Annotated in this window: 25 protein-coding genes; 17 read left to right on the top strand and 8 right to left on the bottom strand. The window is 35.5% G+C overall.

What is annotated here, in order from left to right:
- Position 1: 1 nt before the first annotated feature.
- Positions 2-496: a PTS sugar transporter subunit IIA gene (locus IGL48_RS08040; protein WP_002357187.1), complete on the bottom strand. Its 495-nt coding sequence runs from the start codon at positions 494-496 to the stop codon at positions 2-4.
- Between the two features lie 222 nt (positions 497-718).
- Here IGL48_RS08040 and lacA point away from each other — a divergent pair, with 222 nt between their 5' ends.
- Together lacA and lacB are read left to right on the top strand one after the other, a co-directional pair.
- Positions 719-1147 (top strand): galactose-6-phosphate isomerase subunit LacA, encoded by a 429-nt coding sequence (gene lacA, locus IGL48_RS08035; RefSeq protein ID WP_002357188.1) that lies wholly within the window; start codon positions 719-721, stop codon positions 1145-1147.
- Between the two features lie 25 nt (positions 1148-1172).
- Entirely contained in the window at positions 1173-1688 is a 516-nt protein-coding gene (lacB, locus tag IGL48_RS08030) for a galactose-6-phosphate isomerase subunit LacB (protein WP_002410563.1), read from the top strand.
- 245 nt (positions 1689-1933) lie between these two features.
- Here lacB and IGL48_RS08025 read toward each other — a convergent pair whose 3' ends face one another.
- A complete protein-coding gene (locus IGL48_RS08025) occupies positions 1934-2221 on the bottom strand; it encodes a hypothetical protein (RefSeq protein WP_002357190.1) in 288 nt (95 codons plus the stop codon).
- A 580-nt stretch (positions 2222-2801) separates the two neighbouring features.
- On the opposite strand from IGL48_RS08025, the gene IGL48_RS08020 reads away from it, so the two are divergent.
- The 4 genes from IGL48_RS08020 to IGL48_RS08005 are packed head-to-tail and all read left to right on the top strand — an operon-like array spanning position 2802 to position 5474.
- Complete coding sequence (locus IGL48_RS08020; RefSeq protein ID WP_010824746.1) at positions 2802-3233, top strand: PTS sugar transporter subunit IIA; 432 nt, start codon at positions 2802-2804, stop codon at positions 3231-3233.
- A gap of 14 nt (positions 3234-3247) precedes the next feature.
- Positions 3248-3745 carry a PTS system mannose/fructose/N-acetylgalactosamine-transporter subunit IIB gene (locus IGL48_RS08015; RefSeq protein ID WP_002357192.1) on the top strand — a complete coding sequence of 166 codons (498 nt, stop codon included), beginning with the start codon at positions 3248-3250 and terminating at the stop codon, positions 3743-3745.
- A 33-nt stretch (positions 3746-3778) separates the two neighbouring features.
- The gene (locus IGL48_RS08010) at positions 3779-4630 is read left to right on the top strand and encodes a PTS mannose/fructose/sorbose/N-acetylgalactosamine transporter subunit IIC (RefSeq protein WP_002357194.1); all 852 of its coding nucleotides are present in this window, start codon (positions 3779-3781) and stop codon (positions 4628-4630) included.
- On the top strand, positions 4605-5474 hold the full coding sequence (locus IGL48_RS08005) for a PTS system mannose/fructose/sorbose family transporter subunit IID (protein ID WP_002394543.1): 870 nt from the start codon (positions 4605-4607) through the stop codon (positions 5472-5474). Before IGL48_RS08010 ends, IGL48_RS08005 begins: the two co-directional genes overlap by 26 nt.
- 203 nt (positions 5475-5677) lie before the next feature.
- Here IGL48_RS08005 and larD read toward each other — a convergent pair whose 3' ends face one another.
- From larD to larA, 4 genes are read right to left on the bottom strand one after another with little or no spacing between them, the layout of a single operon-like run.
- Positions 5678-6388: a D/L-lactic acid transporter LarD gene (gene larD, locus IGL48_RS08000; protein ID WP_002357197.1), complete on the bottom strand. Its 711-nt coding sequence runs from the start codon at positions 6386-6388 to the stop codon at positions 5678-5680.
- A 14-nt stretch (positions 6389-6402) separates the two neighbouring features.
- Positions 6403-7677, bottom strand: a complete 1275-nt coding sequence (gene larC, locus IGL48_RS07995; protein WP_002379544.1) for a nickel pincer cofactor biosynthesis protein LarC — start codon at positions 7675-7677, stop codon at positions 6403-6405.
- Positions 7674-8417, bottom strand: coding sequence for a nickel pincer cofactor biosynthesis protein LarB (gene larB / locus IGL48_RS07990; protein WP_002379543.1), 744 nt, complete (start codon positions 8415-8417; stop codon positions 7674-7676). Before larB ends, larC begins: the two co-directional genes overlap by 4 nt.
- A 37-nt stretch (positions 8418-8454) precedes the next feature.
- Positions 8455-9729: a nickel-dependent lactate racemase gene (larA, locus tag IGL48_RS07985; RefSeq protein WP_002361999.1), complete on the bottom strand. Its 1275-nt coding sequence runs from the start codon at positions 9727-9729 to the stop codon at positions 8455-8457.
- A 159-nt stretch (positions 9730-9888) separates the two neighbouring features.
- Between larA and IGL48_RS07980 the strand changes: the two genes are divergently transcribed.
- From IGL48_RS07980 to larE, 5 genes are all read left to right on the top strand, one after another.
- The gene (locus IGL48_RS07980) at positions 9889-10545 is read left to right on the top strand and encodes a Crp/Fnr family transcriptional regulator (protein WP_002361998.1); all 657 of its coding nucleotides are present in this window, start codon (positions 9889-9891) and stop codon (positions 10543-10545) included.
- 18 nt (positions 10546-10563) lie between these two features.
- Positions 10564-11550, top strand: coding sequence for a cobalt transporter CbiM (cbiM, locus tag IGL48_RS07975; RefSeq protein WP_002361997.1), 987 nt, complete (start codon positions 10564-10566; stop codon positions 11548-11550).
- Positions 11550-12335, top strand: coding sequence for an energy-coupling factor transporter transmembrane component T family protein (locus tag IGL48_RS07970; protein WP_010824744.1), 786 nt, complete (start codon positions 11550-11552; stop codon positions 12333-12335). The genes cbiM and IGL48_RS07970 overlap by 1 nt, the downstream gene beginning before the upstream one ends.
- Before the next feature lies 1 nt (position 12336).
- Positions 12337-13050, top strand: a complete 714-nt coding sequence (locus tag IGL48_RS07965) for an ABC transporter ATP-binding protein (RefSeq protein ID WP_002361995.1) — start codon at positions 12337-12339, stop codon at positions 13048-13050.
- Positions 13051-13155: 105 nt separating this feature from the next.
- Entirely contained in the window at positions 13156-13992 is an 837-nt protein-coding gene (gene larE, locus IGL48_RS07960) for an ATP-dependent sacrificial sulfur transferase LarE (protein WP_002374609.1), read from the top strand.
- Between the two features lie 184 nt (positions 13993-14176).
- Here larE and IGL48_RS07955 read toward each other — a convergent pair whose 3' ends face one another.
- Together IGL48_RS07955 and IGL48_RS07950 are read right to left on the bottom strand one after the other, a co-directional pair.
- Positions 14177-16099 (bottom strand): FUSC family protein, encoded by a 1923-nt coding sequence (locus IGL48_RS07955; RefSeq protein WP_048737288.1) that lies wholly within the window; start codon positions 16097-16099, stop codon positions 14177-14179.
- Between the two features lie 107 nt (positions 16100-16206).
- Positions 16207-17664: a helix-turn-helix domain-containing protein gene (locus IGL48_RS07950; protein ID WP_002394536.1), complete on the bottom strand. Its 1458-nt coding sequence runs from the start codon at positions 17662-17664 to the stop codon at positions 16207-16209.
- Between the two features lie 227 nt (positions 17665-17891).
- Between IGL48_RS07950 and IGL48_RS07945 the strand changes: the two genes are divergently transcribed.
- The 6 genes from IGL48_RS07945 to IGL48_RS07920 all read left to right on the top strand — a co-directional run bounded on the left by IGL48_RS07945 (position 17892) and on the right by IGL48_RS07920 (position 24190).
- Positions 17892-20564 (top strand): bacterial Ig-like domain-containing protein, encoded by a 2673-nt coding sequence (locus IGL48_RS07945; protein WP_048949349.1) that lies wholly within the window; start codon positions 17892-17894, stop codon positions 20562-20564.
- Positions 20540-20899 (top strand): hypothetical protein, encoded by a 360-nt coding sequence (locus IGL48_RS07940; RefSeq protein WP_002397402.1) that lies wholly within the window; start codon positions 20540-20542, stop codon positions 20897-20899. The genes IGL48_RS07945 and IGL48_RS07940 overlap by 25 nt, the downstream gene beginning before the upstream one ends.
- On the top strand, positions 20892-21443 hold the full coding sequence (locus tag IGL48_RS07935; protein WP_002357217.1) for a hypothetical protein: 552 nt from the start codon (positions 20892-20894) through the stop codon (positions 21441-21443). The genes IGL48_RS07940 and IGL48_RS07935 overlap by 8 nt, the downstream gene beginning before the upstream one ends.
- Positions 21444-21541: 98 nt before the next feature.
- On the top strand, positions 21542-22522 hold the full coding sequence (locus IGL48_RS07930) for a DUF916 and DUF3324 domain-containing protein (RefSeq protein WP_025192819.1): 981 nt from the start codon (positions 21542-21544) through the stop codon (positions 22520-22522).
- A gap of 208 nt (positions 22523-22730) precedes the next feature.
- A complete protein-coding gene (gene adhP, locus IGL48_RS07925) occupies positions 22731-23747 on the top strand; it encodes an alcohol dehydrogenase AdhP (protein WP_080349190.1) in 1017 nt (338 codons plus the stop codon).
- Positions 23748-23794: 47 nt separating this feature from the next.
- Entirely contained in the window at positions 23795-24190 is a 396-nt protein-coding gene (locus tag IGL48_RS07920) for a hypothetical protein (RefSeq protein WP_002361986.1), read from the top strand.
- Positions 24191-24474: the final 284 nt, after the last annotated feature.

Here is a 24474-nt window from a genome sequence, read left to right as displayed (position 1 = left end):
GTTAAATCTCTCCTTTAAAATTTTTTTGTAAAAAACGATAAACTTCTTCTTTATCTTCACATTGAAAAAAAGCCAATAGTGATGAACGGTCTGTCGTGTTAATAAAATCCATGATAGTCGCTAAAAGACCCGTTTGTTCAATACCGTTTTCATTTAAAATCATGAAAAGAAAGGAAACAGAGAGCGTTTCATCTGGGATAATCATGTTATGAAATGATAAGGATTGTTTCAATTTAATCGGGATAATTCTTGTCGTCCGTACAAAGGTACTTTCGGTATGCGGAATGGCGATATTCGGTAGTGCAGGATCAATCGGTGTTAAACTTAAACCAGTCGGATAGTTGTGTTCTCGTTCCAATAAATTAGTTAGAAAATCAGGTGTAACTAATTTCTTTTTTAACAAGTCTAAATAAACTTCTTCAAAAACTTCTTCTTGTGTTTTTTTGTTTGAAATATAGGTAGTATCTAATGAAAAAATCGATGTTTTAATAACCATAGAACCCCTCGTTTCTTTAATATATTATTATTTATTTACAAGTATAATATAAAACGCTTTCAAAAAGATGTCAACACAATATTAAACAATAATAAACAAAAAAGAAAATAAATGTTGAATAAAGTTCGATATTGTTTTATTATGTTTTCGAGAAGGGGATTTGAGTTTAAAGAAAGGGACAGAATTTTAATAGTAGATACACGAGGTAAGGAGGAAAACAAAATGCGTGTCATACTTGGTTCAGATTTAGATGGAATAAAATTAAAAGCAGAAATGAAACAATACTTATTGCAAGAAAAAGTTGAGGTAATCGATAAAAGTGAAAGTGCTTCGGAAGACTTTATAGAAGCAACGCTTGCTGTTGCTCATGAAGTTTTAAAGGATACTGAAAGTTTAGGAATCGTTTTTGATGGTTATGGGGCAGGTAGTTTTATGACTGCTGCTAAAATTAAAGGAATGATTGTCGCTGAGTTGTCAGATGAGCGTTCTGCATATATGGCGCGAGAACACAACAATGCTCGGATGATCACGGTGGGCGCAAAAATTGTTGGAACGGAACTAGCCAAAAACATAATAAAAGAATTCTTAACAGGTCATTATGCAGGCGGGCGTCATCAAATACGTGTAGATATGTTAAATAAAATGGCTTAACAAATAATAGAAAGGAAGTGTTTTTATGAAAATTGCCATTGGTTGTGATCATATTGTGACGGATACCAAAATAGCAGTTTCTGATTTTTTGAAAGCAAAGGGATATGAAATTTTAGATGTAGGCACGTATGATTTTACTCGAACTCACTATCCTATTTTCGGAAAAAAAGTGGGAGAAGCCGTAATGAGCAATCAGGCTGATTTGGGTATATGTATTTGCGGAACAGGCGTTGGAATTAACAATGCGGTTAACAAAGTGCCGGGTATCCGTTCTGCTTTAGTTCGCGATATGACTACAGCGTTGTATGCGAAAGAGGAATTGAACGCAAATGTTATTGGTTTCGGTGGGAAAATAACAGGAGAATTCTTGATCTGTGATATCGCTGCTGCCTTTATTGAAGCACACTATCATCCAACAGAAGACAACGAACAACTAATTGAAAAAATTAATCAAGTTGAAAAACAACATCCAGAACAACAAGATGCGCACTTTTTCGATGAATTTTTAGATAAATGGCAACGAGGAGCCTATCATGATTAGTACGTAATCAATGAGGGTTACTTAAGAAAGCGGTCTTAAATAATAATCATTGGTATTTGAGTTAAATTCCCCTTCATTAATTTTTATTGCTGTTTTAACGTAGCACTGTAAAGAGCATTATTAATAAAAAGTAGTAACAAAGGAACAAATTGAAGGCTATACAGGTAACCATAAAAAGTACACGAGTTCTTTTCTCGTGTACTTTTTATGGTTTCACTGCTTGTTTTATTTTAGTAATTATTTTTCTATAAAAATAGTCCCAGAATTATTAAAATAATCCCGATAACTAAACTGCCGATGCCAGAAGCCGTACCATATTTTTTACTTAGATGTATATCAGTAGTATTTTTAGGAATCAAGTTTGAGAAAAAATAAAATTTTTTTACCAAGATTAGATATGCAACAAGTAAAAGTAATAGTCCTAAGAGAAGATAACTAAGATTTTCAGCTAATAAATCTAGATGAGCTAATAACAATATCCCCAAAAAGAGGCCTACCAATCCATATTTCATCGTTTTTTCTTTTGCTGACATATAAATATCCCTACTTTACTTTTTAATTTATTAAGAGCATAAAACCATAGATTCGATATAAGTTCATTTTGTTGTATCCAAAAGAGCATGACCTGGAATGACCTATATAATTAGAAAATTGGAGTGATATATAGTTATTTTACCATAGCTTAAATGAGTTGATTAACTCCGAATAATGTACAACTATGTACACCTATTGTGGGTGGAATGTGTGTTGGGACTTTGCTAACCTAATAGTTGAAAAAATGAATCAATAAATTTAGAAAAGGGACTATTCAAAAGCAACTTTTTTGGGAATTGCTATATTATTTATTTTTTTAAGCGTAATCAACTAAATGTTTTTATGGATAAAGAAAGTCATTGTTCCTTGTTATCAAGCTACAACAGCCAAATTCATTAGAACTTTTTTAGTGAATGACTTTAATTTTAGAAAGGTACTGTTGTTAAACATTCATGCTATCAAAGGAGTGTGAGGCGAACGAAGCAAGTATTTTCATTTTATAAAAGTTGTATTATGGACTCTTAAAAAGAGGTGATTTAAAAAATTTTGAAGTAGAAATGTTAAGAAAGGAGAGAGGAAATGACTTATTTAGTTCTGGTCAGTCATGGCGATTTTGCTAGAGGGTTAAAAAATTCATTAGGGATGTTTGCTAGCGAGGAGATAGAGAAAGTCAGAGTGTTTGGCTTACAACCTGGTGAATCTACCGACAATTTTGGTAAGCGGTTTCTTTGTGAAGTTGAAAAATTACCGCAGGAAACGAGGCTAATCGTTTTGGCTGATATTGTAGGCGGGAGTCCACTTGCTACTATTTGTAAAGTATTAGATAAGCAAAAAATGCTAGAAAATTCTCTGATTGTTGGAGGAGTGAATTTTCCAATGGCTTTAAATGCGCTTTTATTGAAAGAAACTAGTGAATTATCTGATTTGAAAAAAATGATAGTAGCGGATGCTTGTCATGGCATTAGAGAGTTAACTATAACTGAGGACGATGTAACTGAAGAGGATATCTAAAGGAGAAGATGAACATGTCAATTTCTTTTGTTCGAATCGATGATCGAATGATTCATGGCTTAATTACTTTACGTTGGACTAAAGAAATGCCTTGTGATGGCATTATAGCTGTGAATGACAAAGCAGCAAGTAACCCTATTTTAAAGGAAGCTTATAAAGCAGCTGCACAAGATAAAAAAACCTTTATTTGGACAATGGCGCATTTTTTTGATGTAAAGGATAAAGTATTAGCGTCTAAGTCAAAATACTTTTTGATTACAAAGAGCCCTTTGGATATGAAAAAAATTTTGGTGGATTGGCATTTTGTTCCAAGTGAAGTAAAAATGATTAATGTTGGACCGGGAAATGACCGCGAAGGGACAATTAAATTAGGGGATAACCAATCCTTTACAGCAGAAGAAGCAGCGGCTTTTGAAGAAATTGAAAAGGCTGGTTACAAAGTGGATTTTGCCTTGTTACCTGATCAACGAATTGGTTCTTGGGCGCATTTTAAAGCTAAATTTGGTTACTGATTCTAGAAGTTTTGAAAAGAGGAGAGTAGTATTATGACAATCAACTGGATACAAGCGGCTATTTTAGGCCTATTTGCTTGTCTGTGTTCAAATTCTTGTATGGCTGGACAAGCGGTGGGAAATTATACGATTGGGCGTCCTTTAGTCGGCGGATTAGTTTGTGGCATTATTTTAGGAGATTTAAAATTAGGAATCGCTTGTGGCGTAGCAATGCAATTAGTTTACATTGCTTTGGTCACACCTGGAGGCACAGTGTCTGCTGATGTGCGGGCAATTTCATATATCGGGATTCCTTTGGCGATGGTGGCGATTTCGACCAAAGGGTTAGATCCACTTGGCGGCTCTGCAGCCGACCTAGCTAAATCGGTCGGCACATTAGTTGGAACGATCGGAACGGTATTATTTTATTCTGTTGCTGCGTTAAATTTAGTTTGGCAATCGTTTGGTTGGAAAGATATAAAAAAAGGCAAGCTTGATCATTTATATGCCATTAATTTTGGTTGGCCGTGGATTTCTCATCTACTTTTTTCCTTTTTGCCAACCGTGATTTTAACCTATTTTGGGGCTACGGCTGTTACAGCAATGAGAGATGCATTACCTATGGATGGTCTTGCAATGAAAACGCTTTTTACTGTAGGTGGCATGCTTCCGTGTGTGGGAATTGCAATTTTGTTACGTCAAATTGTTAATAAGAACATTGATTTTGTACCTTTTTTTGTAGGGTTCACATTAGCTGCTTCATTAAAACTCAATTTAGTCTCAATAACGATTATTGCGCTTCTTTTTGCTGTAATTTTTTATAAAATTGCTTTGATTAAAAACAATACTAAACTGGTTGATTCAACAGGAAGTCTGACGAATGATGATGAAGAGGAGGACATATGAGATGGAAGAGTTGAAAGCAAATAAATTAGACCAAAAAACGTTAAAGCATTCTTTTCATTTATGGTTTTGGGGAGCGTTAACTTGTTTTTCACAACAGCATATGCAAACCTTCGGCTATCTTTCTTCAATGCTTCCTATTATCAAAAAACTTTATCCAAAACATGAAGACCAAGTGAAAGCCATTCAAGCATATACAGCTTTTTTTAACACAAATCCAATGCTTGGAACGGTCATTGTTGGTGTGACTGCTAGTATGGAAGAGGCTAGAGCAAGTAAGAATGAAATTGATGGAGAAACCATTAATGATATGAGGGCAGGATTAATGGGGCCAATTGCAGGGATTGGTGATTCATTAGTTGATGGTACCTTAATTCCTATCTTGTTAGGAATTTCCTTAGGAATGTCCACGGGCGGTTCGCCAATTGGTGCCATATTTTATATTATTGTTTGGACGTTAATTTCCTATTTTGGCCAACGCTTTTTGTATTTTAGAGGCTATCATTTTGGCGATAAAGCAGTAAGTTTCTTAGTTGGGAAAGAAGGAGCCGCCGTTAGAGTTGCTATCGGAGTTATCGGTAGTATGGTTGTTGGTGGGGTCCTTGCATCTTGGGTAAATGTAACTACTTCTCTTAAATTAATAGGTGCTGACGGAAAAGTTTTCCTTAAACTGCAAGATAAAATTGACAGTATTTATCCAGGATTATTAACGATACTTGTTACCTTGTTTTGTTGGTGGTTAATGTCCAAAAAACATGTTTCCGCTATTTGGACGATGCTTATTTTAGTTGTTATTTCTCTCGTTGGCGTTTTATTAGGTGTTTTCAATCCAGGATTAACTTACTGAACAATCACCAAAAAGGACTCTAGCTGTTAGAGCAAACTGACTTTTGCAGAAAACCGATGACGAAAAAGCTAATAAATTAAATTCTTACTCTCTAAGACACAGAAAAAATCTTGTGATTAAAATAAAAATATATAAAATAGAAGAAATTTAGAGACTAGCTTCTATTTTATATATTTTTTTGTTTTAGAAATTTAGTTGGTTTATTAGAATTTTAGGAAAAATTTTACGAAAAGTGTCGCAAAAATGGCTCCTAAAAACGGTGCAGTTCCGGGAACAATCAACCCATATTGCCAATCATTATTGGTTTTATTTTTGATTGGTAAAAGTTGATAGGCGATACGAGGACCTAAATCACGTGCTTGATTCATTGCGAATCCTGTAGTACCACCTAGCCCCATGCCGATTGCCCAAACAAGCAAGCCAACAGCAATGGGTAGTTGTGTTTCGTAGGAATGTGCAATCGCTAAAATAGATGTTAAAAAAATGAATGTTGCAAAAGTTTCAACAAAATAGTTTCTTGGTAAATTTCGTTGGTTCGGATTTGTAGAAAAAATATTACGAATGGCGATCGGATCGACACTATCGGCGGATAGCTTGAAATGATCAGCATACATAATATAAACAATGACGGCGCCACAAATGCCGCCTAACATTTCAGCGATGACATAGGGAATGAAGTAAGACCATGGAATCATTCCTAAAATAGCTTGAGCGAGGGCCATTGCTGGATTAATACAGACTCCGCCAAAGACGAACAGAACAACAGAGATTCCAAAAGCCCAAGTAGTGATTGCAAACATGTGACCAGAACCAGCGTATTTTGTTCGTTTTAGGACATCGTCGCAGTGAACACCTACCCCAAATACGATCATTAATGCAGTTCCCATAAATTCTGATAAGATATGATGAAACATAAGATAAAGCTCCTTTAATCAATAGTTTTATTATTTAATGTTTGGACGAGGCGATAGACTTCCTCAATTGTAAAATTATATTGTTTAGCAATTCGTTCACAATCTTGGTATTCAATAGACTCGTTCAATAGGCCATGATAATGATTTTTTTTAATATGGACCTTACCAAAAGGTGTTTCCAAGATTTTGAAAGAACGGTCCATCACACTACGTTCCATTGTTTGAAAACGCATACCAATTGTAGAAGTATGTTTAAAGAGTAGTTCTGTAAAATATTCTTTTTCCTCTGTTGTTGTTAAAACCGTTAATAGAATGGCACTTCGGTTTTTTTTCATATGAATGGGCGTGAAAAAAACATCTAGAGCACCATGCTCCAATAATAGATCCATTACGTAACCTAACTGTTCAGGTGTTTGATTGTCTATATTTGTTTCAATTTTTAAGACTTGGTCATGGTGTTCTGTCCTCTTTTTTTTACTATGTGTTTCAGTAAAGATTGATCCTCTGAGGGCATTGAATTTGCCGGTTTCTCGTTTGCCAAATCCGTAACCTATTTTTTCAATTAATCGTTGTTCTGGTGCGACAAATAGAGGACTAAGTTCTTTAAAAATAGCTAAGCCAGTCGGTGTGACAAGTTCAGTTTTTATCTCAAAGTCTTGTTGAATGATTAAATTTGTTTCTTTACGTAATTCCATCACCGCGGGAACTGGTATTGGCATGACTCCATGGGCAATTGTGATAGTACCACTTCCATCTGTAATTGGCGTTGAATAGACTTGTTCAATCTCTAACTGTTCCCATAGGATAAAAAAGCCAACGATGTCAACAATTGAATCAATTGCTCCGACTTCATGAAAATGAATAGTGTCAATTGTTTGTTGATGAACAGCAGCTTCAGCTTTTGCAATGTCATAGAAAACATTTTTACTATGTTTTTTTACAAAATTGGACAAGTCGCTTTTTTCAATTAATGTATAAATATCTTTTAAATTTCTAGAATGGCTATGATGATGTGCATGTTCTTTCGTTTCATGATGTTCATTTTCGTGGTGAGGAGAGAGACTGTGTTTTATACCGTAATCCTTTTTTCCATGTTGTAGGAGAACATCGAAATCTGTTCCGTAAATACAACTTTTAGCAATTCGTTGGGCTTGAATGGTGAACCCATCGATGGGAAGTTTTTTTAATTCGATTAACAGTTTGTTTAAATCCCCGCCTAAGTCAAGCAACAATCCATTTAACATATCACCACTAAGACCAGAAAATGGTTCTAAAAATAAGCTTTTCATAGTGAAGACTCCTTTATTTGATTAATCATACTTGCATTATAAGCGGCACCAAACCCGTTATCTATGTTGACTACACTAACGCCAGAGGAACAACTATTTAGCATTCCTAAAAGAGCAGTCAGTCCTTGGAAATTGCTGCCGTAGCCTATGCTAGTAGGGACGGCAATCACTGGCACGCTAACTAGTCCGCCTAGCACGGACACTAGTGCGCCTTCCATACCTGCAATCACAATAACCACCGAAGCCTGTTGAATCTCATCTAGGTGAGCGAACAAACGATGAATGCCAGAAACGCCTACATCATAGATACGTTTTATTTGATTCCCGAAAGTTTCTGCAGTGATTGCTGCTTCTTCAGCAACGGACATGTCTGACGTTCCAGCAGTAACTATCGCAATATAGTTTTTTGTTGTAGTCTCCATTTGGTTGATAACGAAACAACGTGCAAGTTCATAGTAGGTTCCATGAGGAAAGTTCGACTCTAAAGGCTGGGCTTTTTGTTGTGAAACGCGAGTAACTAAAATTGTATTGTTTTCTTTTCTTAAGCTATTGATAATTTTGATGAGTTGCTCAATTGTTTTCCCTTCCCCATAAACGACTTCTGGATAACCAGTTCTTTCTTTACGCTGCGTATCAATTTTTGCAAAGTCTAATTCGCAAAAGCCATTTAATTTGTTTGTTGCTTCTTCTAAAGATAATTTTCCCTCTTTAAAAGCTCCTAAAATTTCTTTCGGTTGCATAATACAACGCTCCTTATTCCTGATTTCTCAAGGATCATTATTCTACAATGACAGACAAGCCATCTCGAATCACAGTCACTTTTGCATTTAGACCTTCTCTTTCAAATGCTCGCTCTAACGCTTCATCAAACGTTTTTGCTATTTCCATATGCATCGAAGTGATAAGCTCAGGATCAACAAGATCTGAAACAAAAATTATATGATGATGAACTAAAATTCGCGCTAAAATTTGCGAAGTCCATTGATCTGGCACGGTTTCTAATCGTGGTGTATGGATGGCTGCTTCTAAAAATTCGTTTGGATTTTTAACATTGGCAATATTTTCATAAAAACCTTCACCACCGTGACCATCACGACACCCAGCGACCATAATAATGACACCGCCGTCTTTATTGGTTGCTTCTGCAGCGGTCATCCCTTTAACTGCTTGATAAATGTTTTGATCAAGTGGAAATCCGCCATTCGTTGAAACCGCAATGTCGCAAGGTATTTTTTTGACACGGGCAATTTCTTTTACAAAGTTACAACCAACTTTATGCGCTTCAACCATATCACCTGCGAAGGAACCAATAATTTTTTTGTCACCATCTAAAACGACATTAACAATAAAAGCTAGATTCGCTTTAGCGGCAGCGTAGACCATATCATTATGAATCGGATTATCCGTTAAATTTCCTGTCCGTGAGTTGGAGGAATCAATAAATTCTCCAGAATGGTTAGCCATGATGGTTTTATAAGAAGCAATTCCAGGTAAAACAGATTTACGTCCACCAGAAAATCCTGCAAAAAAGTGTGATTCAATAAACCCTTCGGCCAGCAGTAAATCTGCTTCTGCTGCAATGCGATTAATGATACAATCGCCCCCTGAAGGTAGTTGACCGATTTTGACCATTGAGGAATCATCAGTAGAGATATGCATAACGATTTCTTCATTCTCTACAATCGCTTTACCATATTTGCTAATCAGTTCTTCTCGTGTAGAAGGGCGATGAAAGCCTGTAGCAACTAAAATCCGGATTCTAGCTGTTTTGTTCACTGAACGAATTCTACGCAAAATAATTGGGGTGATAATATGTGAAGGAACGGGACGTGTGTGATCGGAACTAATGAGGACAATGTCTTTTTTACCCTTAGCTAATTCTTCTAATGGAAGGCTTCCAATAGGATTGTCCAGCGATTTTTCGACTGTTTCTTTCTCAGTATATGGATTTGAAAAATGTTCAGCTTTTGATTCGAGAAGCCCAATAAAATTTTTATCGGGAATTCTTGCAGTAATCATTTTCTTGTCATAAGGTAGGTTAATTTCTACCATAGCAATCATCTCCTAAGTAATATTTTACGAGACTAAGTATAATGAAATTTAGGAATCACACAGTCCTTATTGTGGGTAACATTTGCTAACAAAAGGTTGGTGAGAGTGTTTATAATAGTTAACGAATCAAACAGAAACTTAGTCAAAGGAGTGACAATTATGGAGTCAGATTATCTTACAGCTTTCTTAGATAGAAAGAAGACACCGATTATCAAAAAAAAACGCCATACTTATCTCGCTTATCATGGATTGGAGGAAGCGTACACCTATGTATTAAAGAAAGGGGTCGTTAAGACGAGTATTATTTTAAAGGATGGACGAGAATTTAATCTGTCGTATATTGTGTCTCCTGACATTATTTCATTGTTACGTGATGAAGTATCAAATTATACATCTGCTCCTTTTAATATCCGCATTGAGTCGGAAGAGGCTAGCTTTTATCGGATACCAAGGACTGTATTTTGGGAATATGTTAGAGAAGATGCTGTTCTTCAAGATTATGTACGGGATTACTACCGTGCAAAATTATCGGAGAGTATTAGTTCCTTACAGAATATGACAATGAATGGTAAGAAAGGGGCTGTTTGTACTTTTATTTACCAATTAATTGATTTGTTTGGTGTACAGACAGAGGAAGGAATATTAATTGATTTTCAAGTAACTAATGAGGATATTGCGGGGTTTTGCGGGATTTCAACGAGAAATAGCGTAAACCGAATTATCCATGATTTAAAAGAGGAAAAAGTCATCGATATCAAAAAACAAAAAATTGTGATTTACGATCAAAGTTATTTAGCTGATTATATTGATCGATAAGATAGGAGTCTGACGAACATGCATATTCCAGAAAATTATTTAAGCCCACAAACTTGCGCAGTGATGGGCGCGATTATGGTACCTGTCTGGTACCGCGCTGTAAAAAAAGTTGACGTTCAAATTAAATTAAAAAAAGATACAGGGACCATGTTAGGGATTTCCTCCTCCTTGTCATTTTTAATAATGATGTTTAATTTGCCAGTACCTGGTGGAACAACTGCGCACGCTGTTGGGGCTGTTCTCATCGCATTATTGATGGGACCTTGGGCCGCGACGCTGTCTGTTTCGGTGGCTTTACTATTACAGGCTTGTTTATTTGGTGATGGTGGTATATTAGCTTTTGGTGCAAACGCCTTTTCTATGGCGTTTGTGATGCCATTCGTGGGATATGGAGTTTATAAGCTAGTTACGCGTGTAAAAAAATTTGAAACAATGGGTCTTTTCTTAGCTGGGTATCTTGGTGTAAATGTGGCGGCATTTTCTACTTCTGTATTATTAGGTATCCAACCCTTACTATTCCATGAAGCGAATGGTACGCCACTTTATAACCCATATGGTCTTTCTATAACTATACCAGCAATGATGAGTGTCCATCTGTTAGTAATAGGAATTGTTGAAGGTCTCTTCACCGTGTGTGTCTATAATTTTGTAAAAAGTGTGTCAAAAGATGCAATTTTTATCGAAGAAAAGAAGAAAAGGACTCCGTTGTTGCGATTAAAGAGACTGTTATTGGTTATGGTAATTTTATGTCCATTAGGTTTGATTGATCATGCCACTGCTTGGGGTGAATGGGATTTATCTGAATTAGTCAAGAATTTAAAACAGAATCATTTACCTGCAGTACAACCAAAAGGTATGGTGAATGGTTTTTCATTTCATGCACTTTTCAGTGATTACTTTATTCCAGGACTGCCATTAGCACTTGGATATATTTTAAGTGGCGTAACAGCCATAATCGTTTTTTTACTCATTTTTCGTTTATTTAATGGAAGAAGGCAAAGTTGATGCCTGAATGGATGAAAGAATCTTCCACGTCCCTTGAACCTAATAAAAAAGAAACCTTTATGCTTAAAAATCGAAAAGGAATCCTTTTTTTATTAAATAAATTTCAGGTGAGTGGGAAACGCAATAAGACTATTCTCAGTGATATACACCCAGCAATTCAACTGATCAGTACTTTTTTACTAATTGTTTTAATCAGCACAGCACAAAAAGTTCTTGTTTTGTGGCTCTTAGGCATCTACCTAGGCATGTTACTTTTAGTTGAAAAACCAACTATTCTACGAAACATTGTCAAAAAAGCTAGTATCCTCATTTTGATGCCGCTGATTATCTATTTACCGATCTTTTTTTTAGGTCAATTTAGTTTATTATTTATTGTTCATTTGTTTTTTTTAGCCATAGCGATTAGTCAATATATGGAAACAACCAACATGAATCAATTTATAGCAGCATTAAAAATCTTTCATTTTCCGAATATAATACTTTTACAATTAGATATTACGATTAAATATATCTTTTTCTTTGGAAATCTCTTAATCCAACTGCTTGCCGCTGTAGAAGCTAGAGCAGTTGGTGGAAATATCCAGTTGAGTACGGGTAGTAATTTAATCAGTCTAATTTCTTTAAAATCTTTTACGTATGGGGAAAAGTTGGACATGGTGATGGAAGCAAGAGGATATACTGGTCAATATTATCGAGTAAAGCAACCATTAAAAACGAAAGATTTTTTGGTTAGTATTGCCTATCTTTTATTTTTCGGGGGGTTGCTTTATTTAGGGAGGAACTAATATGTATCGAGTAAATCATTTGGTTTATCGCTATCAAACGAAGCCTGTTTTTTCGCCTTGTAATTTGGAAATAGCCAGAGGAGAATATCTGGTTTTGATGGGAGATAACGGCAGTGGAAAATCCACTTTTTTAAATTTGCTCGCAGGTTTTTTAAAACCTTCCGAGGGAACGATTTATTTTATGGAACAATCATTAACGGCCTGGAAAAAAGACCCTATTCATAAAAAGAAGTATTATGCTCATTTGGGTATATTATTTCAAGAGACGGACACACAATTATTTAATGCAACAGTTTATGACGAATTGGCATTTGGCCCTAGACAGCTCCAACTATCCGAGCATGAAACAGCAAAAAGAATTAATGATTGTTTGAATTTATTAAAAATTACCCATTTAAGCAATCAAGTGCCTTATCAATTATCGGGAGGAGAAAAGAAAAAAGTGGCTTTTGCTAGTCTGTTAGTAATGAATCCAGACGTGTATTTATTAGATGAGCCGTTTGCTGGGTTGACAAAAGAATCGGAAAAATTATTTAAAAAGATAATAAAAAATCTGCATCAACTTGGTAAAACAATTATCCTTTCCACCCATGACTATTTGAGTATTTGCGAGGAAGCTGATTCCATTTTATTGTTTGATTCGGCTGTTACAAGGTATTCAAAGGAAGAGATAGAAGCCAATGCTAACTTGTTACAACATTTAAAACGGTATTAAGTGTACAAATATTGACAATAATTGATACTATGAATCGTGATTTTTTCTAATGTGGAGATGTCTATAATTAATTATGTAAAAGAAAATCAATAGGAGATGGTTTAAATGTCTGTCATGAAAACGAAAGAACAAAATTTAGTTCGCGAATTACAAAAAATGGATAAGTTGGCTGTTGCATATTCAGGTGGAATTGATAGCTCTTACTTGCTAAAAAAAGCTTTGGACACTTTAGGTGCTGAAAATGTACTTGCGGTTGTTGTAAATTCAGAATTATTTTCTGATGATGAGTTTGATAAAGCGGTCGATTTAGCTAATGGATTGGGAGCAAATGTGTTAGGCCTTGAAATGAGCGAATTAGCGGATGATAGAATCGTTGCAAATAACCCTAATAGCTGGTTCTACAGTAAAAAATTATTATATAAAACTATTCGTTCAGCTATTCAGAAAGAGGGATTTGATGTTCTTGCCGATGGGATGATTATGGATGATAATACTGACTTTCGTCCTGGATTAAGAGCAAGAGATCAAGAAGGGGTCATCAGTCCGCTACAACAAGCTAAATTATATAAAATCGAAATACGTCAACTTGCTAAAGACGCAGGTATTTCCAATTGGAGTAAAGTTGCCTCATGTAGCATTGCTTCAAGAATTCCTTATGGCATTAAGTTAACACGCTCAGCTATTGATCAAGTATTTGCTAGTGAAAAATATTTACGGGAAATAGGTTTTCCAATTGTCCGTGTCAGAGCACATCATGATTTAGCACGGATTGAAATTCCAGAAGACAAACTTTCTCTGTTATTAGAAAACAGAGAAAAAATTGCAGATTATCTTAAAAAACAAGGATTTAATTATGTAACTTTTGACTTAGAAGGATTTAAATCTGGTCGAATGAATGATATCCTCACAGAAACTGAAAAAAAAGTTTTTTGTGAATGTTAGACAGATAAGTTTATAAAATTGAGTCGGTGTAACGGAGTCAGGACAGGGGTATTCCGTTACAAAAACCAAATTTTCTGCTCGATTAGGTCGGTTGTTTTCATTGATTACTCTGCCAGTAGATTATCAACTTTTAAGCCTAGGAAAAATTCCCTTTGGATTTTTCCTAGGCTTTTTGTCTATTTAATCATTTGATATTTGCTAAAAAGAAATTAGCTGTAGAATTTTTTAAGATTACCAGTGATTGTTCAATTTGAGGAAAATAAATGGATTGTTTGGACTGGTTGATTAGTCGATTATTTTTGGGATTCGTGAGTGAAAGTATTTGCTGTGAATAGTTAAATAACTCAGTGTTTAGTGTGTCCGGCCTAACTGGCGTTAATTTTTTTAAGTAGTATTGTGTTTTCATAAGTTCTAAAAGAAGCTCTTCCATAGCAGTTTGCATTTCCAACAGTTGATCATTTAGTTGTTTTTGTTGCATTAAGCTTTCAGCAGAGGCATCGTTACTATAAATAGGAGATTCAAGAACAATTTCTTGAATAGAATAGTTTACTCTACGTTGTACTCGATAAGCTAGTACCCAAGCATCACTTGGTAACGTGGTCTCTTCATTGATTAACGCTAGCAAAATAGAGCTGATCGTTTTTGACCAACTATTGATATTTTTACGTAATACTTGACTATGCCATGTTGGGAAAATAAAAAACATAACAAAAGCAATCAGCGCACCAATAATTACATCAAAAACTCTTGTATAGCCTGCAGAACTACCACCTAATGTGAAAGTTAACCAAGTGGTCACACTTAGCATTAGAAATGCTTGACTTAATTTACGGACGGTTTCATACAATATAACTAGCAAACAAGACAATAACATTGGCCATAAAGGATTTAGGTTTGTTAAGTTAGCAATTAATTGGGACAAAAAGATGCCTAAACAACCACCTAAAATAGAACCAATAGTTCTTGAAGTGATTTTACCGAGTGTACCATGATAACCTGGCATAACCATTAAACAACCAGAAATAACTACCCAGAATTCGTGATTAGCTAAAGGCAAAGGGTACATGTAATTAAGAATAAGCGAACAAAAATGACACACTAAACCAGTTAAAGCTAAACGAATTGCGAATCTAGCAGAGCTGCCTTTGTAAGAATGAAGGATCTCTTTGGCTTCTGCAAGTCCTTCTTTTGTGGGTAAGAAAGATTTAAATGAGATTTTTTTAAAGGATTGTTCGTTTTGTATCAGAAGGATTGCTGATTTTATTTCGGTGTTTGCTGAAGCAAATTCTTGAAGAGGCAGGGTTAATTGTTCTCCTTTTAAAAAGAGTTGAATTGCTTTTAAAGCAGGAAGATTTTCAGCTGCATTGGTTGAATCTAACGAGCCTGCAATTGCATCTGCTTGTGAAACCAAGGGATAAATCCATGGTGTTTTTTGATGATTGACCCAGGGCATTGTTTCAACAGATTCGCGTACTTTTATTCTGAAATGGACATAGCGTGCGGGTTTTCCTTGTGCTAATAAATATAATTGCTCATATAAATCGGCTACTAATTTTCGTGCCTCATTGTTTTGCGGCTTAGAATAAAGACAATAGAACAAACAAAGGATGGACATACCTAAAATTATTGCACCCAGACCTTCAAAAGTTTGACCAATAGACAAATTGCCTTTTAATTGCGCACCAGCTAGTAAAGAAATGGTCCCAAAGAGACATCGAATATACAGACCAATACTAAAGTTTCTTACAATCCCTGAAAAATACAAACCAAGGACGAATAATAAAATAATGAATATACTTGACGACTGTAAAAGTATCCCCAGACTGGCACCAAGAAAAATCATTAAAATACCATCTATGGCACTTCTTTGTGGAGAGCTATGTCGTGGTAAGACACAAATTACAGTGCCCAAAAAGCTACCAACATTTACTAAAACAAAAGCGAAAGGAAAGACTATTGTTAGAACAGCACCAACAGCATTTGCAATAATGATACTAAGAACAAGGGCAAACCAGTTCTGTCTTGTATCAAAAGTTAGTATAGGGCGACTATACGCCCAAGACGATTCTAAGAAAACCTCAAAAAATTTTTTGATAGATAATTTCACAAAACATTCCTTCTTTAAAAATTATTAGAAGCTAAAAAATTATTCCTCTGCTAGTATACACCTCTAAATTTTTTTTTCAAATTTGCTCTTTTTAAGAAAACTCACAATTATAGTCCAACATTAAGTTTAGCCATATATTTTTGTTGAATAAATTCTGTAAGCTCATGCCAACTTTCTTCATTTTCAATGGAATCTAAGTAGAAAATATCTTGATTAGAAGTAGCTTTTTCGAAGGAATCTGTGATGATGATATCCGCATTTGTGAAGTCTTCGGTAATAGAGATTGCGTTTGTATTATATAAGGAGGATAACCGTGTTTTAATAAAATAACTTGCATAAAAATCTTTGATAATTTGTAAATAGATTCTCACTTGTACTTTTTTTTCGGACACAGACAATGTGTAAAGCAGTTGACTGAGTAACTCTAAATGCGTTTCTTGGTGAACTAATTTTGCCACCGTTCCTTTTATTCGATTAAAGTATGCCACATCTGACGGAGTACAAATTTCTGGCTGCGGTAAATAAAGTGTTAAAAAAGTATAATAATTGCCCTCCGTTAAAAAGTACCAAGCATTAAAAATAGAAAGATAGTAAACGTATTGATAATCATGCTGATTTGTCAGTAAGTAGGCTACTTGCTTAAACAATTTTTTTGATAAAACACAATAAGGATGGTTAGATTCTATAAATAATTTTTCTATTTGTTTCGTTTGCTTTTCCGAAAAGATATAAGGAATAAAAATGCGAGATAAAAAATTAAAGTATAAAATTTCAGTTTTTCTTGTTTCGCATTGAATGTCAGCGAAGGAGTGTTCAAGAAAAAATAAAGTCACATGACTGTATTGATTGATCAGAATAAAAAAAGAATGCAGGTTTTTAGAGTGCGGCATCTTTAAGAAGTTTTGTGCACTTGTTCTAGTTTTAAATATCGCATATAAAATATAAAACGCTCTTTTCTTCATTCGGACATTTTTATAGGATCGTTCAAGAAGTTCATCGGGTAGACTTTTTTTTATTTCTTCAAGACTTATTTTAGAGAAAGGCCAAGCCAATTCTTGAAAGGAATCTTGTAGGAAAATGAAAGAAAACACTCGAATCGATAATTCATTGCCAGTTAATTGATAAATACCCTTAATACTAACGATTACTATATCAAAAATTTTAAAAAAGTTATTCAGTTGTTTCGTGATTTTTACCAGATAATGTTCAGAAATATATAAAACTTTAATTAATTCGTTTTTATCAATGGAAGAATGTGTGACCAATTGTACGCAATAATTAAATTGTACATTGTTTTTTAAAAGATTGAGTTTTAACGTGTAGGCGTATTCGACCGCGCTTTTTCGGTACGCTGGATTTACACAAACAATGCCATTATTGTTAGAGACAATAAAATGTTGGATTTGATAAGTATCCTCGAATTCTTGATTTATTTTTATCAGATTTTCCTTGACCGTTCTTTTTGAAATTTTTAAATTGGAAGAAATTTCATTTAATGACGTATGAGCTCGCTTCACTATATAAAATAAAATTTCTAGCTCATTCGTTAGGTAGGATGGAAACATGTTATGGACCTCCAAAAGTAAAATTTAGGTTCATTGTAGTCTACTTTCTTTAAATTTTTGTATTGATATGTTAACACAAGCGCAATAAGAAGCGGCCATCACAATTAATGTACAGCCTTATACATTAATTGTGTGTGGCAAAGCAATTTCAATGTTGATAAGCTAGCAGTAGTTAGAATAATTATTATTTAGTTTCTAATTCCAAAAAAGGTCAAGGTGAGTAAGCAATGAAAAAAATCAACGAACAATTAAAAATGAAAATGCCAACCTACAAAAGAAAAAAAAGCATTGCTTATTTCTTTTACTCTTGTCTACTATTGGTAACGATTTCTTGTTTTTTGAGCTTGCACTTTCAAGAATGCGAGGCAGCTTCACTCTATCAAGCGGGAGGGATAGCCATTGATTTGAGAACTGATTTACCTTATGGAATGGAGATAAGCCATGACGATGGTGGTGGTCCTGATGGATCATTTGGAGGAAAATTACACGTAAAATTATACGGAACAGTGGACACTTCTCATACACAAAAAATTACTGCTCTTGCTTTCGATACCGATGGGATGCAATATGGTCTGATGTTTCATTTACCAGAAAATATAAGTGCAGATAATTTTAAAGCGGCTTATGACAAGTCTTATGCGGATAATCCAGAAAATTTTTATTCAATTAGTGGACAAAAAAATACACGAATATCAATCATCAACACAAAAGGAATGCGGACGTTTAACGGTTTTTCAGAAGATGGTTCACCAGGGTGGGGTGATCCCGAACAAGACTATAGTGGGATTGATACTGAGCATCAGGTGATGTTTTGTGAACGTGGAGATTCTATTGATTTGTCTCTTGGGAAAATTTATGACATTTGGAGTAATGAACCTGATAAAACTAAAATAACATTTGAGCTTCATTTTGATTTAGATGTGGCAACTTTGATGAAAGATGGCGATTCGAAGGATTATTCCCTCAATAAAAGTTTAACGAAACATCGCTTACCTGTATCAAATGTTTTGTCGGATGGTAATGAGAGTGATCAATTTTCGTTATCGGCAGATTTTTTTGGCCGGACGTATGAATTGGGTAGATTTTCAGATACAACGAATACAGTTAATCATAATATGGTAACGGCTAGTGCAGACATGTGGTTACGTGCGACAAGTTTAGCGGCAGCAGCAAAGCAAGATCCAAATAATTTGAATCATCAAATTATCACTGGAATCACCGGAAAAGTGGCTACTTGGTCTTCTTATATCTCGCCATGGGACAGCGGTGATAAGGACAATCCATTATCCAATTACAATACCCAAGATGCCTCTAAATATCCTGAAATACCTGAAAGCAAAACGATGTTACCAGGGGATTTTTTATCACCAAAGTTTACGATGAACCAAAGACAAGACAATCCGCTTAATTGGACAGATGGGTATGTTGCTCAACGGTTTGCGCGTGTAGTTAATTTTCATACTCACACAGTTGATCCTAAGGCCAATGTGAATGTCTCTTCACAACAACAAAACGGGTTAACAACCTATTTATTTAGTGGCAAAGATGGTTGTGGGCTGCCGTTAGTCAACCCGCCAGGAACGGATTCTTCAGAGCCCACAGATAAAACATATATGCGCGTCACAATAGATCCATACCAAGTGCCAAGTTTAGAAAAGGCAGCTTTTGTTAAAGGTCAAACAACATTTCACCCGCAACAAAAGATACCAGTAGAACTAACCGTTAAGGCTCCGACAACTAGAAAAGTTCAGATTGAAGAAAAAATTTCAGGTGCTGCCCAAACTGATTTTCATAAAATTGGGGAGCAAGATTTAAAAAATTTACCAGTCACAGATGATTGCGTTAGTTTTAACTATTTAGCAGATGCTTTACCAACTTCAGGAGATTACACATTAACATTTAGAATTCTTGATGTTGATGATACATCTAAAAGCTACTCAAATGAGAAAAGTTTAGCTGTGCACATTGATCAAGCGCAAATTAAAGTTAAATCTCAAGATACGATTTATCAATATACTCAATGGCAACCAGAAAGTGAAGTGACTAGCTTACAAACACCAGATGGTAAAAAAGGTGATTTTCGAGACGTAAGTGTCACCATATATAAACTGGACGGAGAGCAAAAGGTCCCAGTAGATGCGGTGGATACAAAAGTGGTTGGTAAATATGAAATTGATTATAACTACCTAGGATTAGAGGCGCAGACTGCACTAGAAGTCATTCCCTCTTCAGCTCATATTGGTGCACATAACGACAGCTTTTCTGTGGGGACGCCCTTCGATCCAAAACGTCTTTTTGATAGTGCAACAGATAATGATGGACAGTCCATTCCTTATAGTAAGATAACGATTCGCTATACGCCTGATCAGGTAAACGATGAAGTAGCAGGCGTCTATAAAATTACTTATGATATCTCTAAAATAGTAGGTTTTAGTAAAAGTATTACTGTTGATTGGACCTACTATTACTCTAATCGTCTAGACTTTTATCACTTATCTGAACAACTAATGCCTTTTGAGAACGTAAAATTTAATGGCCAAGATCAAACACAGACATTAAAAAGTTGTGAGATGAACATTGAAGATACGGGGGATCCTAATCGGACAACTGGCTGGCAGCTTGAAGTAGCCTATAATTTAAATGATCAGAAAACACAAGCGTGGAAAGACGCAGGGCTTGATCTCACGCTAAATCCAAAGTCAGTCGATTATGTAACAACTGAGCAAAATATCATGGTTAACGATGAGCAACAATTAGTAGCTGGCGTAAGTAACCAATCTATCAAAAATAAAAAAGTTTTGACGAAATTACAATTATTGCCCACATTAACTATTTCAAAAGTCACACCTGCTGATAAATATGAAGCTCAGTTAATTTGGAACTTAGAAGCAACACCGTAAGGGAAGAGGGAATAGCTGTGAAATGGTTTATCTATGATTTATTGTTTGTTGCCTTTATTCTCGGTTTGCCAATTCAAGCACAAGCTGAAGACAAGACAACTGACGCACAAGCTGGCACAAAAGTCATGGTAATAGTGAAAGAGAGTGAGGATATTGTTCCACATCCCAATGAGCTTATACCGCAGACTAACGATATGCCAACTTCACGAGGACAACCTAATTTTTTACCAAAAACAAACGAGATTACGTCTCAAGAGACGATTTTAGGAATCGTGGTACTCGGAAGTACATTAATCGTCGGACTTTATAAAGAAAAGAGGAAAAATAATGAATAAAAAAATAATTGGTTTAACTGTCACTTTAGGAACGGGGATTTTTTTAATTGGACAACAAACTGTGAATGCGGCTGATAATACCAATACTACAGCGAATGTGTCGGTTTTGGGTGGCGGATTAACCATTACACCATTAGCACAAATTAACTTTGGGACGGTGACAAAAGACGGCCAAGATCATACGCAACCAGATCAAAGCAAGTCGCAACTTATCATTAATGATAATCGTGGGACAACGAATACAGGTTGGTATCTGACAGCGAATTTAGAAGATAAAGGAAAAGGTGTCACCGGCTTAGACGGAATGACACTTCATTTAGACACTAAAAAACCTGACGGATCTTCTGAAAAAGGTACCTTTACGGGCGTTGATTTAACCACAGATGCTTCAACCATTATTTCGCTAGATAAAAGTGATATCCGTTTATCAGACACTGTCACGACAGCCGATTTAAATGCAACGTTAAATATACCTAAAAGTATTGCTGCAAATACCTACTCTGGGACCATCGTCTGGAATGCCATCGATGGAGCACCCGCCTAAGAATTTAACATAAAACGATGTAAGAAAACGAGGCAGATAAATTGAAAAGAATTTTAAAGATACTTTTTATATTGACTATTCTCTGTTTAGGTGGAGCGATGCGTGCCTGGGCAGATCCGTCTAATACCAATAGTTCAGCAACAATTGACAATGCGAATGCGTATACAGTCACACCCGTTTTCGGAGCAACTCAAAATAACAAAACCAGTAATTTTTTTGATATGACATTAACTCCGAAACAAAAAGATACATTCAAATTAACGATAACCAATACTACGCCGAACCCTCAAAAATTTAAAGTTCAGGTAAATACAGCAACAACAAATAGTAATGGGATAGTTGACTATACAAAAAGTAGCTTTGAAAAAGATCCATCGATGAGTTTGGTACTTAGTGATTTGATTAGTCCCAATAGGAAGGACATTAGTGTTCCTGGTAAACAATCACAAACGATTGATTTTCAAATAACGATGCCAGAAAAGTTATTCTCAGGAATTTTATTAGGTGGAGTGACGATTCGACCTGTAGAGATAGCTGGGGACCAAAGCAAGGGTGGGATTCAAAATGTTTATATGCATACGATTGCTATTCGGGTGAATGAAACAGCAGAGACCATACCTGCAAAATTGGAAAGTGGTTCTGTTAAAATTGGGCAAATTAACCGCCACAATACTGTTTCGATGGAAATTAAAAATCCACAGCGGAAGTTATTGTCAAAAGTCGAAGGAGATTTTTTTGTTAAAGAAAAAGGAACAAACAAAACGATCATTCACGAAAAGAAAAATAATCTTAGTTTTGCACCAAACACAAGGTTTGACCTACCTATTTTACTGAAAGATTCGTTTAAACCTAGAGACTATACCTATACCATTAAGTTGAAAAACCATGAGGGGAGCTGGACGTTCTCAAAAGATTTCACGATAAACAAAAAGCAAGCTGATCAGTATAATAAGCGTTCTGTTGATCATAAAGTCAAAAACCTTCACTGGCTTAAGTACCTCATGGCGTTTTTAATTCTAGTTATTTTAGGTACCGTCTGCTATATCTTGGGAAAAAAGAAGGGAAAAATGAGGTTGTAAAACCTGCCTTTAAAATAGTTGACAATTATGCAGAAAAAATCATGCCAGTATGAATTATCTATGACATAAGGGAAGAATAGCTGTCTAGCAAGGATAAACTGTCAAATTAGCGTTAATTTACGCAAGTCATTGGTGTTCCTTATTTTGAAAAGTAGTATTATACTGTTATTGTTCAATGATTCACAATAGAAACAAGGGGGAAAGAACCATGTATAAAGCAATTGTCGCAGCAAAAGGAAAAACAACAAAAATTGTTGAAAAAGAATCGCGTCCATTGAAAGATAATGAAGCGCGGTTGAAAATGGAAGTCTGTGGTGTCTGTCATACGGATTTACACGTTAAGAATGCAGATTTTGGCGATGTTAGCGGTTGTACCTTAGGTCACGAAGGAATTGGGATTGTGACGGAGGTTGGAAAAGACGTTACTAGTTTAAAAATTGGTGATCGTGCATCTGTTGCATGGTTTTATGAAGGCTGCGGCCATTGCGAATATTGTACTTCTGGTCGAGAAACGCTTTGTCGTTCAGTAAAAAATGCTGGATATACAGTTGATGGTGCCATGGCCGAAGAATGCATCGTCACAGACGGTTATGCAGTGAAGGTGCCAGAAAATTTAGCATCAGAGCCAGCTTCCTCTATTACTTGTGCAGGGGTAACAACCTACAAAGCGATAAAAGAATCTGGGATTCGTCCAGGTCAATGGCTAATGATTTCAGGATTAGGTGGGCTAGGTAATCTAGCTTTACAATATGCCAAGCATGTCTTTAATGCCAAAGTAGTAGCTGTTGATGTGAATGATGATCAGTTAGTTTTTGCGAAAGAAATGGGTGCTGATCTTTTAATTAATCCAGTTAAAGATCCTGATTTTGCTGCACAACTTCAAAAAGAAATTGGTGGTGTCCATGCAGCAGTAGTCACTGCGGTAGCTAAATCAGCATTTAATGGCGCAGTCGATGCAGTCCGTGCGGGAGGAACGGTTGTCGCCGTTGGATTGCCTGTTGAGACAATGGATTTATCTATTCCACGTCTTGTTCTTGATGGCATTCACGTAGTCGGATCGTTAGTTGGAACCCGTCAAGATTTAAGCGAAGCTTTCCAATTCGGTGCAGAAGGAAAAGTTGTTCCTGTTTGTCAAACACGCCAACCAGAAGAAATTAATGCTATTTTTGAAGAAATGGAACAAGGAAAAATTCGCGGGCGAATGGTCATTGATTTTCGCAGTTAATTCAGTTTTTTAGCGATTCGTTGATTTAATCTGAAAACCATGAAAGGGTGGATGGAATGTTTGCGAATCTTACTCTCCGTGAGAGACGACTGCTTAAGCAAGCACAAGTGGGAGCCACAATTAGCTTTATTCTTTTGTTTGTACCAATTCTGACAATCAGTCTTTTGCATACCAGTGATTTATTAGCAAAATGGCTAGGTATAGTTGGGGTAATTATGGTTTTACCATTGTTGTATTTTGCGTGGCAGATTTTAAAGATAGCCTATAAAGATCAAAAAGATAATCCAACGCCTCCTTTGTGGGTTCCGAAAGTTTATGGGATTGGGCTTTCGATCAATCCCTATCACCGGTTTGGAAAGTTAATTTTTATATTGCTAGCGGTACTGATAGTTGGCATCATCATTAGTTTGCTTTTCACACCAGCAAGTCAAATCAATCACTAAAAAACGAGTAATTAACACCCTCTTGCTGAGCAGGAGGGTGTTGATTATTTTTAAATAGACTAGATTTGAGCAACAGGTATTAGATTTTTGAAAAAAGTCTTTCTTTTTCTGATGTAGATATTTTCGCAATAAAATCATCATTATAAGTGAATTAACTGGTTTATCAAGGGTTAATACTCGTTAATGGTGGCTGCTATAATTAACCGTTGACAAACACAAAAAAACCATCATACGATAATTATGTTATTAAAAAAGTGAAAAATTGGTAGTCAACAAATGAAAAC

This window comes from Enterococcus sp. DIV1090 (assembly GCF_050537975.1).
Taxonomy (GTDB): Bacteria; Bacillota; Bacilli; order Lactobacillales; family Enterococcaceae; genus Enterococcus; species Enterococcus faecalis.
This window is presented reverse-complemented; position numbering and strand designations above follow the sequence as displayed.